This window comes from Vibrio sp. 10N.286.49.C3, assembly GCF_041469545.1.
GTDB classification, from domain to species: Bacteria; Pseudomonadota; Gammaproteobacteria; order Enterobacterales; family Vibrionaceae; genus Vibrio; species Vibrio tasmaniensis_A.
In genome coordinates this window covers 84,342-96,937 of the sequence record NZ_JBFRKT010000027.1, presented here as the reverse complement: position 1 = coordinate 96,937, position 12,596 = coordinate 84,342, and the positions used below count along the sequence as shown (strand labels likewise).

Here is a 12,596-nt window from a genome sequence, read left to right as displayed (position 1 = left end):
TAAACAGGTATCACTAAGGATTGTTTTTCTCGCAATACTTTTCCTGCGAGATACGGAAAGGATTCAAACCGCCAGCATAGGCAGGTTTAGACCCATAAATATAAAAGGACAAGGCTGACTTTATACAAATAAGTTGCGCCTAGATTTAACTGGAAGGATGTATCTATGGTAGATCAAGAGCAGAACTCACAGGGTCTGTATACTCCTGAATTGGAGCATGACGCTTGTGGTATCGGTTTTGTTGCTCATCTTAAGAATCGCAAATCTCATGATGTAGTAACTCAAGCACTCGATATGCTTGCACGTATGGAACACCGTGGCGGCCAAGGCTGTGATCCGTGTTCTGGTGATGGTGCAGGTATCCTGCTACAGAAGCCACACGAATTCTTACTAGAAGAAGCCGTAAAGCTTGGAATTAAACTGCCATCTTTTGAAAAATATGGTGTTGGTGTTGTACTTTTCCCTAAGGATGAATACAAACGTGCACAGTGTCGTGACATTCTAGAACGCAATGCACAGCGCCTTGAGTTAGAAGTTATCGGTTACCGTGAACTTCCAACTGACAATTCAATGATTGGTGCTGACCCACTAAGCACTGAACCTCAATTTGAACACGTATTTATTTCTGGCGGCCCTGGTATCACACCAGAAGAGCTTGAGCGTAAACTGTATGTTCTACGTAACTACACTGTTCGTGTATGCCTAGAAAGCGTGTCAAACATCGGTGACGACTTCTACATCAACTCTATGTCTTACAAGACATTGGTGTACAAAGGTCAGCTAACAACAGAACAAGTTCCTCAGTACTTCCTAGACCTGCAAAACCCAACTATGGTGACAGCTCTAGCACTTGTACACTCTCGCTTCTCTACCAATACATTCCCTCGTTGGCGTCTGGCTCAGCCTTTCCGTTACATCGCGCATAATGGCGAAATCAATACGGTTCGCGGCAATCTAAACTGGATGAAAGCACGTGAAGCAATCCTAGAGTCGGATCTGTTTACACAAGCTGAAATCGACATGCTGCTTCCTATCTGTCAGGAAGGTAGCTCGGATTCATCAAACTTCGATATGGCGCTTGAGCTACTTGTTCTTTCAGGTCGTACTCTGCCACACGCATTAATGATGATGATCCCTGAAGCATGGCAAGAAAACAAAAACATGGATCCAACTCGTCGTGCGTTCTACCAGTACCACGCGAACGTAATGGAACCATGGGATGGCCCGGCATCAGTATGTTTCACCGATGGTGTTCAAGTTGGTGCAACACTTGACCGTAACGGTCTGCGCCCTTCTCGCTACACAGTAACGAAAGACGACTTCCTAGTGATGGCGTCTGAATCTGGTGTTGTTGAGATCGCTCCCGAAAATGTTGAATACCGTGGTCGTTTACAACCAGGTCGTATCTTCGTTGCTGACCTTGAGCAAGGCCGCATCATTTCTGACGAAGAAGTAAAAGACGGTATTGCTAAAGCACAACCCTACGAAAAATGGGTTGAAGAGAACCTTCTGAGCTTGAAAAAGCTACCGGATGCGAACAACGAATTTAACCAACCTTCTCCAGAAAAGTTGCTTCATAAACAACAATCGTTTGGTGTGAGCTCTGAAGAAGTAAACGAAATCATTCTACCTCTTGCGAAAACAGGCTACGAGCCACTTTCTGCAATGGGGGCTGACTGGCCGCTAGCGATTCTTTCCCATCAATCGCAGCACCTTTCAAACTACTTCAAGCAATTATTTGCACAAGTAACTAACCCGCCAATCGATCCAATTCGTGAGCGTATGGTTATGTCTCTGAACACTTACCTAGGTAAGGATCAGAACCTACTTGCTGAAACACCTGAACACTGTCAAAAAGTAGAACTTGAGTCTCCAGTTCTGTCTAACTCTGAGTTAGAGAAGCTACGTGCAATCGATAACGAGCACCTTCAAGCGAAGACGCTGGATATCGTATTCCAAGCAAACGGAGACAACGGTAAGTTAGAGCGCGCACTTAAGCGTATCTGCCAATACGCAGAAGACGCCGTGATTGATGGCTACTCTATCATCCTACTGACAGACCGTGCGGTTAACTCTACCCACGCCGCTATTCCAGCAATGCTGGCGGTTGGCGCGGTTCACCACCACCTAATCCGTAAAGGTTTACGTGCTAAGTGTGACATCGTTGTTGAAACGGGCGATGCTCGTGAGACACACCACTTTGCAACCTTAATTGGTTACGGTGCAAACGCAGTTAACCCATACCTAGTTATCGAAACGATTGTTGAACTGCAACGTACTAAGAAGCTAGATCCAAACGTTCATCCACGTGAGTTATTCGATAACTACCGTAAGGGTGTTAACGGCGGTCTATTGAAGATCTTCTCGAAGATGGGTATCTCTACGCTGCAGTCTTACCACGGCGCTCAAATCTTTGAAGCACTTGGTGTTAGCAAATCAGTGGTTGAAAAATACTTCACTGGTACTGTTTCTCGTATCCAAGGTCTAACGATCGACGATATCGCACGAGAAGTATTAGTTCGTCACCGTGTTGGTTACCCAGCTCGTGAAATCCCAGCTCAAGTTCTTGATGTTGGCGGTGTTTACCAGTGGAAACAACGTGGTGAGAAGCACTTATTCAACCCAGAAACCATTTCTCTACTTCAAGAATCGACGCGTAACAAAGATTACGGTCAATTCAAGAAGTACGCGAACGCCGTTGATGCTCAAGGCGACAACGCAGCAACACTACGTAGCCAACTTGATTTCATCAAGAACCCAGCAGGCTCTATTCCTCTAGCGGAAGTAGAACCTATTGAGAAAATCCTTAAGCGTTTCGCAACAGGCGCAATGAGCTTCGGTTCAATCTCGCATGAGGCTCACTCAACACTGGCTGTCGCGATGAACCGCATTGGCGCGAAATCAAACTCAGGCGAAGGTGGTGAAGATCCAGCACGTTTCGAGCGTAAAGAAAATGGCGACTGGGAACGTTCAGCAATCAAACAGGTGGCTTCTGGTCGCTTTGGTGTAACGTCTTACTACCTATCTAACGCTGATGAGCTACAAATCAAGATGGCTCAAGGTGCGAAACCTGGCGAAGGTGGTCAACTACCTGGTGATAAGGTTGATGACTGGATCGGCGCAACGCGTCACTCGACTCCGGGCGTAGGTCTTATCTCTCCACCGCCGCACCACGATATCTACTCAATCGAAGATTTGGCTCAGCTGATCTACGATCTGAAAAACGCGAACCGTAACGGCCGTGTAAACGTGAAGCTAGTATCAGAAGCTGGCGTAGGTACGATTGCATCAGGTGTAGCAAAAGCGAAAGCTGACGTGGTACTTATCGCAGGTTTTGATGGCGGTACGGGTGCATCTCCGATGTCCTCTATCCGTCACACCGGTCTGCCTTGGGAGCTAGGTCTAGCGGAAACGCACCAGACACTGCTGAAAAACGGCCTACGTAACCGTATCGTTGTTCAGTCTGATGGTCAGATGAAAACACCACGTGACCTTGCAGTCGCAACGTTACTTGGCGCTGAAGAATGGGGCGTAGCAACAGCAGCACTTGTTGTTGAAGGCTGTATCATGATGCGTAAGTGTCACAAGAATACATGTCCTGTTGGTATCGCAACACAGAACAAAACTCTTCGTGAGCGTTTCGACGGCCGCGTAGAAGACGTAGTCACTTTCTTCCAATACATGGCTGAAGGTCTACGTGAAGTAATGGCTGAACTTGGCTTCCGTTCTATCGATGAGATGGTTGGTCAATCACACAAACTTAAAGTTCGTGATGACATAGGTCACTGGAAGTACAAGAACCTAGATCTAACACCGGTACTGCACATTGAGCAGGCTCGTGCAGAAGATGGTATCTACAACCAGACAACACAGAATCATAATCTTGAAGACGTTCTAGACCGTAAGTTGATTCAGGCTGCAATCCCAGCGCTTGAGAAAGGTGAAGCGGTTACCGCTCAGTTCCCTATCATCAACACGGACCGTTCAGCAGGCACGATGCTGTCGAACGAAATCTCGAAGGTTTACAAAGACCAAGGTTTACCACAGCCAATGAACGTTAAGTTCCACGGTAGTGCTGGTCAATCTTTCGGTGCGTTCCTTGCGAAAGGCGTTAAGTTCGAAGTAGAAGGCGACGCGAACGATTACTGGGGTAAAGGTCTGTCTGGCGGTACGTTGGTACTGTACCCAGATGCAAGATCTACTATCGTTGCTGAAGATAACATCGTGGTTGGTAACGTATGTTTCTACGGTGCAACCTCTGGTGAATCTTTCATTCGCGGTATGGCTGGCGAACGTTTCTGTGTTCGTAACTCTGGTGCGAAGGTTGTTGTTGAGGGTGTTGGTGACCACGGTTGTGAATACATGACTGGCGGCGCGGCAATTATCCTTGGTTCAACGGGTCGTAACTTTGCTGCAGGTATGAGTGGCGGTGTCGCTTATGTTTGGGATAAAGCAGGTGACTTCGAGACTAAGCTCAACGCAGAACTTGTAGACCTAGATCCAATTGAACAAGAAGATAAAGATCTTCTACTAGATATGCTAACTAAGCATGTTGAATTCACAGGAAGTGAAGTTGCTCAGTCTTTCCTAGACAACTTTGAAGCAAGTGTTGCATCGCTAGTTAAAGTAATGCCACGCGACTACAAAGCGGTTCTTCAAAAGCGTAAAGCTGAAGCACAACAGGCACAAACGGAAGAAGTGGAGGCAGTATAATGGGTAAGCCTACTGGATTTTTAGAACACGGTCGTGAGCTTCCAAAGAAGCTCGACCCATCAGTTCGAATTGAAGACAACAAAGAGTTCGTACTTAACGAAGAGTTTGGTGAAAAGATCAATACTCAAGCATCTCGTTGTATGGACTGTGGCGTACCTTTCTGTCACAACGGCTGTCCGATTGGTAACATCATCCCAGAATTCAATGACGCTGTTTATCGCGACAGCTGGGAAGAGGCTTGGAACATTCTTAGCTCTACCAATAACTTCCCTGAGTTTACAGGTCGTGTTTGTCCTGCTCCTTGTGAAAGTGCCTGTGTTCTTGGCATCAACCAAGACCCAATCACTATCTGTAATATCGAGAAAACGATTGTAGAAACTGCGTACCGTGAAGGGTACGCAAAGCCTAAAATACCACGCTCTCGCACAGGTAAAACTGTCGCAGTTATCGGTTCAGGCCCTGCAGGCTTAGCCGCAGCTGAGCAGCTAAACAGTGCCGGTCACTCGGTAACGGTATTTGAACGTGACGAGAAAGTGGGTGGTCTACTTCGCTTCGGTATCCCAGATTTCAAACTGGGCATGGACGTGATTGATCGTAAGATCAACCTAATGGCTGAAGCTGGCGTTGAATTTAAAGTTAACCAACACATCGGTGTTGATGTTAATGCTCAACAGTTACGCCAAGAGTTTGATGTGGTATTGCTAACGGGTGGTTCTACGGTTCCACGCGACTTACCAATCCCAGGTCGTGAGCTTAGAGGCGTTCATTTTGCCATGGAATTCCTTGGTCAAAATAATCGCCGTGCCAACGACTTAGCTCTTAAGACAGAAGAGCTTCACGCTAAAGATAAACACATTGTGGTTATCGGTGGTGGTGATACAGGCTCTGACTGTGTAGGCACATCAAACCGTCATAAAGCAGCAAGCATTACTCAAGTTGAGATCATGCCGATCCCACCAGAGAAACGCCCTGCAAATATGCCTTGGCCTCAATACCCAATGATCATGAAAACCACCACTTCTCACGAAGAAGGTTGTGAACGTCATTGGAACATCTTAACCAAAGAGTTCATTAGCGACGATCAAGGTCAAGTAACGGGTCTACGTATCGCTGACATCGTTTGGCAAGACGCAAAACCAGGCGAACGTCCAGGTTTTGATGAAGTAGCGAACTCTGAACGTGTTATTCCATGTGACATGGCATTCCTTGCAATGGGCTTCTTACACCCAGAGCCTACAGGCGTGCTTGCTCAACTAGACATTAAACTGGACGAGCGCGGTAACGTCGCTTCTGAAGGTTTTGCGACGAACCAGAAAGGCGTTTTCGCTGCTGGTGATATGCGTACTGGTCAGTCTCTGGTTGTACGTTGTATTAATGAAGGTCGTGAATGTGCAATTGCCATTGATGACTTCTTAATGGGTAACTCAAACTTAGAAGCGAAAGCTGATTCACTCATGCTTTCCGCATAATATTTCTCGGGCTAACGTCGATGACGTTAGCCTAGAGGAAAAGCAACACCCTTCCTAACTTTTATGTTTGGCTAGCACTCGATGCTAGCCTTTTTTCTATCTGCCTTACGGCTCCTGGGACATTCCCTTCGTTGCACATGTTAAATTCCATTAACATCCACCTTTTATATCCCTTTGATATCATTCTACTATTTTAGATTATTACGTGGTTAATCGCGTTTACGCATGATAATTAACCATGAACTTGACCTTAAACACAATTAGCTATACGTTGTAAAGCTGGTGAAAATAAAACCAATCAGTTTTGTTAACACAACCAATAACGTTTTAACTAGCTAAAGACAAACTATAAGCTTATAAAAAATAACAAGTATATGAATAGTTAGTCATTTACTGTCTGGATGACAGAGAAGCAAAAGGGAGAATTGCAATGGCTCTATATGATCCTAGTCTTGAAAAAGACAACTGTGGATTTGGTTTAATAGCGCAAATGGAAGGCCAACCGAGTCATAAGTTGGTACGAACTGCTATTTCAGCCCTCGATCGCATGACACACCGTGGTGGTATTGCTGCGGATGGTAAAACAGGAGATGGCTGTGGCTTATTACTACAGAAGCCAGACTCTTATCTCAGAATTATTGCAGAAGAGAATAACTTCAAGCTCGGCAAGCAATACGCTGTCGGCATGATTTTCTTCAGCCAAGACCCAATCAAAGCGCAATCCGCGCAAGACATCGTCAATAAAGAGCTCGCGCAAGAAACGTTAACCGTTGCAGGTTGGCGTGTCGTGCCGACCAACACCGACGTATTAGGTCCAATCGCAAAAGATTCCGTTCCTAATATTCAGCAAGTGTTTATCTCAGCACCTGCGGGGTGGCGTGAACGCGATATTGAACGACGCCTTTATATCGCTCGTCGTCGAATTGAAAAGCAGATCACCGAAGACAAAGATTTCTATATTTGTAGCCTTTCGACACAAGTCATGGTTTACAAAGGCTTGTGTATGCCGGCCGATCTTCCGCGATTTTACCTCGATCTTGCTGACTTACGTATGGAATCGGCGATATGCCTGTTCCACCAGCGCTTCTCAACCAATACTCAGCCGCGTTGGCCACTGGCTCAGCCATTCCGCTATTTGGCGCACAATGGTGAGATCAATACCATCGAAGGTAACCGTCAGTGGGCTAAAGCTCGTGCCTATAAATTCTCTTCACCACTGCTGCCCGATTTACAAACGGCCGCACCCTTTGTGAATGAGACAGGCTCAGATTCATCAAGCCTAGATAACATGCTCGACCTGTTCCTTGCCGGTGGTATGGATGTATTCCGAGCGATGCGTATGCTCGTGCCGCCCGCTTGGCAAAACCACCCAGACATGGATCCCGATCTGCGTGCATTCTACGACTTCAACTCCAAGCACATGGAACCGTGGGATGGCCCTGCAGGTATCGTCCTTTCTGACGGTCGTTACGCTGCGTGTAACCTAGATAGAAACGGCTTACGCCCTGCGCGTTATGTGATTACCAAAGACAACCTGATCACGCTGGCATCTGAAGTGGGCATCTGGAATTACGCGCCAGACGAGGTGGCAGAGAAAGGGCGTGTCGGCCCGGGTGAACTACTCGTCATAGATACGCGCCGCGGTAAACTGTGGCAATCTAACGAGATCGATAATGACCTTAAAGGTCGCCATCCCTATAAAGAGTGGATGGAAAAGAACGTTCACAAACTCACACCGTTTTCCGATCTGCCCGATGAGCAAGTCGGTAAGCGCAGCTTTGACGATGACACGCTCAAGACCTACCAAAAACAGTTTGCGATGAGCAACGAAGAGTCGGACCAAGTACTACGTGTGCTTGGAGATATGGGACAAGAGGCAGTAGGCTCGATGGGCGATGATACGCCGATGGCTGTGCTCTCTTCGAAAGAACGTCTCGTCACTGACTATTTCCGTCAAATGTTTGCACAAGTCACCAACCCACCGATTGATCCATTGCGTGAAAAGCATGTTATGTCTTTAGCCACCAGTATCGGCCAAGAGATGAACGTGTTCTGCGAAACAGACGGTCACGCCTACCGTGTGACATTTAATTCGCCAGTTCTGGTCTACTCTGACATGCAGCAACTTCTGCAGTTAAATCAAAAACACTACGGCCACGCGATTCTTAGCATGCACTATGATCCTGCTGATAAAGATCTCGAACAAGCCATTAATGACTTGTGTGATCGTGCGGTGCAAGAGGTCCGTGATGGTGCTGTTTTGATTGTACTTTCAGACAAGCACTTAGAGAAAGGCAAGCTCCCGGTTCCAGCAGCGATGGCTGTCGGTGCCGTGCAAACTCGACTCGCAGACAACAACCTACGTTGTGATGCCAACATCGTGGTTGAGACAGCAACCGCACGTGACCCGCACCAATTTGCAGTTCTGCTTGGCTTCGGTGCAACCGCAGTTTATCCATATCTCGCTTATGAAGCATTGGGCAAAATGTTGGACGATGGTTCTTTAAATAAAGACTATCGCACTGCATTGCAAAATTACCAAAACGGCATCAACAAAGGTCTGTATAAGATCATGTCGAAGATGGGTATCTCGACGATTGCTTCTTATCGCTGCTCGCAATTATTTGAGGCGGTCGGTTTGCATACCGATGTCGTTGACTTGTGTTTCCGAGGCGTAACGACTCGTATCCAAGGCGCTAGCTTTAGCGACTTCCAACAAGATATCTATAACCTATCTCGTAAAGCATGGACTAAGCGTAAACCACTGGAACATGGTGGCTTGCTCAAATACGTACATGGCGGTGAATACCACGCCTACAACCCAGACGTAGTCAGTACCTTACAAACAGCCGTAAAGACAGGCGAAACATCAGATTATCAATCTTTTGCGAAGCAAGTTAATGCTCGTCCTGCTGCCATGCTGCGTGACTTAATGAGCCTTAAAAAAGCAGCTCAACCTCTAGCATTAGAAAAAGTCGAACCGAGCAGTGATCTCTTTAAACGCTTCGACTCTGCAGCGATGTCGATTGGTGCCTTGAGCCCTGAAGCTCATGAAGCATTGGCCATGGCGATGAACCGATTAGGAGGCTACTCCAACTCTGGTGAAGGTGGTGAAGATCCAAGACGCTTCGGTACTGATCGTAATTCTCGTATCAAGCAGATAGCTTCCGGCCGTTTTGGTGTGACGCCACATTACTTAACCAATGCGGATGTTCTGCAAATCAAAGTCGCACAAGGTGCGAAGCCGGGCGAAGGTGGCCAACTACCAGGGCATAAAGTCACCGCAGAAATCGCCAAACTGAGATACTCAGTTCAAGGCGTGACACTGATCTCCCCTCCTCCGCACCACGATATTTATTCTATCGAGGATCTGGCGCAGCTTATTTTCGACCTTAAACAAGTGAACCCTAAAGCCTTAGTTTCAGTGAAGTTAGTATCGGAACCGGGTGTAGGCACCATTGCCACAGGTGTAGCGAAAGCCTATGCCGACTTGATTACGATCTCCGGTTACGACGGTGGTACCGCGGCAAGCCCGCTGACCTCGGTAAAATACGCAGGTTGCCCTTGGGAGCTTGGCTTAGCGGAGACTCAACAAGCACTAGTCGCCAACGGCCTACGCCATAAGATCCGCTTGCAAGTCGATGGTGGTTTAAAAACCGGACTCGATGTTATCAAGGGCGCGATTCTCGGTGCTGAAAGCTTTGGTTTCGGTACCGCGCCAATGGTCGCAATGGGGTGTAAGTTCTTACGAATTTGTCACCTAAACAACTGTGCAACGGGTGTGGCGACTCAAGATGAAACACTACGCCGTGAATACTTCAAAGGCCTGCCTGACATGGTAGTGAACTACTTTACCGGCCTAGCCGACGAAGTTCGCCAGTGCCTTGCAGAACTTGGAGTCGAAAAACTTACTGATCTGATTGGTCGTACTGACTTGCTTGAAGCCGTTCAAGGCCTCACTGCGAAACAGAGTAAACTCGATCTCTCTTCAATACTCGAAGCTCCGGTATCTCCAGAAGGTCACCCACTGTTTTGGACAGAGCCAAACGCACCATTTGATAAGGCTCAACTCAACCAACAGATCCTTGATGACGCCATTGATGCGATTGAGAAACGTCAATCCACCAGCCTTTACTACAACGTAATCAACACAGATCGCTCGATTGGCGCTCGTATCTCTGGCGAAATAGCGAAACGCTACGGTAACCAAGGCATGGCTGGCTCACCAATTAAGTTGTACCTCGATGGCACAGCGGGCCAATCCTTTGCGGTTTGGAACGCGGGCGGCGTTGAGCTGTATCTGACGGGTGATGCCAATGACTATGTCGGCAAAGGCATGGCGGGCGGTAAGGTGGTTATCAAACCTCACCAAGGCACTGCATTTGTTTGTAACGAAGCGACCATCATAGGTAACACTTGTTTGTATGGTGCGACCGGAGGCAAGCTATTTGCAGCAGGTACTGCAGGCGAACGATTTGGCGTGCGTAACTCAGGCACCGTTGCCGTGATTGAAGGTGCAGGTGACAATGCCTGTGAATACATGACCGGTGGTATTGTTGCCATTCTTGGCGCAACCGGAGTGAACTTCGGCGCCGGTATGACAGGTGGGTTTGCTTATGTGATGGATAAGAATGAAGACTTCCAAGGCCGTGTAAACAACGAGTCGGTCGAAGCACTTTCTTTGTCTGACCTATTTATCCACCAAGAACACCTGCGCGGCTTGATTACGGAGCACTTAGAAGAGACTGGCTCAGTACACGCTGAAGCTATTCTGGCGAACTTTGATGAATGGATTCCAAAGTTCTACCTAGTGAAGCCGAAGACGGCGGATCTCAACACCTTGCTCGGTCACCAAAGCCGCAGCTCTGCTGAACTTCGTGTTCAAGCGCAATAATTGGAAGGAGCCAATCATGAGCCAGAATGTATACCAATTTATTGATGTGAATCGCGTAGACCCAGCGAAGAAACCAATCAAGATACGTAAGATTGAGTTTGTAGAGATCTACGAACCTTTCACGAAGCAACAAGCTAAGGCACAAGCCGACCGCTGTTTAGACTGTGGTAACCCCTACTGTGAATGGAAGTGCCCAGTCCATAACTACATCCCTCAATGGCTCAAACTTGCCAATGAGGGGCGCATTATCGAAGCGGCTGAACTGTCCCATCAAACCAACAGCTTGCCTGAGGTTTGCGGACGAGTTTGTCCTCAAGATCGTCTATGTGAAGGCTCTTGTACCCTCAATGATGATTTCGGCGCAGTAACCATCGGCAACATTGAAAAATACATCAATGACAAAGCGTTTGAGATGGGCTGGAAACCAGACATGTCTCACGTTGAATGGACCGACAAAAAGGTCGCAATCATAGGCGCAGGCCCCGCTGGTCTTGCTGCAGCTGATATCTTAGTTCGAAACGGTGTGAAGGCTGTGGTATTTGACCGCTACCCGGAGATCGGTGGCCTGCTCACGTTTGGTATCCCATCGTTCAAGCTTGAGAAAGGCATCATGGAAAACCGTCGCCGTATCTTTAGTGGGATGGGCGTCGAGTTTAAGATGAATACCGAAGTCGGTAAAGACGTTCAGCTTCAACAACTTGTTGATGATTATGATGCCGTTTTCTTAGGTGTCGGTACTTATAAAAACATGCGTGCTGGGTTAGATAATGAAGAAGCACCGGGCGTTTATGATGCCCTACCATTCCTTGTTTCCAATACCTACAAAGTCATGGAACTGGATAACCCAACGCCATTCATCGACATGAAAGGCAAGAAGGTGGTCGTGCTTGGTGGTGGTGATACTGCGATGGACTGTGTGCGAACATCGATTCGTCAGCATGCAGCTAATGTTGTTTGTGCTTATCGCCGAGATGAAGCAAACATGCCGGGCTCTCGCCGTGAGGTGAAAAATGCAAAAGAAGAAGGCGTGAAGTTCATGTTCAACCTTCAACCATTAGCATTGGAAACCGATTCATCTGGTCATGTTACTGGCGTCAAAGTGGTGAAAACGGCGCTAGGTGAACCCGATGACGCAGGTCGTCGTCGCCCTGAACCCGTAGAAGGCAGTGAGCATGTTCTTGAAGCCGATGCTGTGATCATGGCGTTTGGTTTCCAACCTCATGCAATGGAATGGCTAGAACCATTTGGTGTAGAGCTCGACCAATGGGGCCGCATCAAGGCTCCCGGTAAACAAGAGTTTCAATACCAAACCACCAACAGCAAGATCTTTGCAGGCGGTGATGCAGTTCGAGGATCTGACTTAGTGGTGACCGCTATCGATGAAGGCCGCAAAGCCGCGGAAGGAATATTGGATTACCTAGAAGTGTGACCAGGGCGTGTTGATCTTTCGAGCTGATTTTTGCAGCGAGTTGCTGGGCATTTATACAAGGCAGAGGCGTCGATGTGTAGCTAGCCTACAT

General features: G+C 47.5%; 4 protein-coding genes. All 4 read left to right on the top strand.

All coding sequences use genetic code 11. The features are described 5' to 3' along the window. Nucleotides 1–165 precede the first annotated feature (165 nt). Nucleotides 166–4,713, top strand: a complete 4,548-nt coding sequence (gltB, locus tag AB4180_RS12545; protein WP_102249740.1) for a glutamate synthase large subunit — start codon at nucleotides 166–168, stop codon at nucleotides 4,711–4,713. Further along, nucleotides 4,713–6,182 (top strand): glutamate synthase subunit beta, encoded by a 1,470-nt coding sequence (locus tag AB4180_RS12540; protein ID WP_102249741.1) that lies wholly within the window; start codon nucleotides 4,713–4,715, stop codon nucleotides 6,180–6,182. Before gltB (AB4180_RS12545) ends, AB4180_RS12540 begins: the two co-directional genes overlap by 1 nt. A gap of 430 nt (nucleotides 6,183–6,612) precedes the next feature. Next, complete coding sequence (gene gltB, locus AB4180_RS12535) at nucleotides 6,613–11,076, top strand: glutamate synthase large subunit (RefSeq protein ID WP_102249742.1); 4,464 nt, start codon at nucleotides 6,613–6,615, stop codon at nucleotides 11,074–11,076. 16 nt (nucleotides 11,077–11,092) lie between these two features. Continuing rightward, on the top strand, nucleotides 11,093–12,505 hold the full coding sequence (locus AB4180_RS12530; RefSeq protein WP_004734983.1) for an FAD-dependent oxidoreductase: 1,413 nt from the start codon (nucleotides 11,093–11,095) through the stop codon (nucleotides 12,503–12,505). Nucleotides 12,506–12,596 lie beyond the last annotated feature (91 nt).

Bases quoted from the DNA above. Each gene is read 5' to 3' on its own strand.
- AB4180_RS12530 (WP_004734983.1), top strand. From the start codon at position 11,093: ATGAGCCAGAATGTATACCAATTTATTGATGTGAATCGCGTAGACCCA.
- gltB (WP_102249742.1), top strand. From the start codon at position 6,613: ATGGCTCTATATGATCCTAGTCTTGAAAAAGACAACTGTGGATTTGGT.
- AB4180_RS12540 (WP_102249741.1), top strand. From the start codon at position 4,713: ATGGGTAAGCCTACTGGATTTTTAGAACACGGTCGTGAGCTTCCAAAG.
- gltB (WP_102249740.1), top strand. From the start codon at position 166: ATGGTAGATCAAGAGCAGAACTCACAGGGTCTGTATACTCCTGAATTG.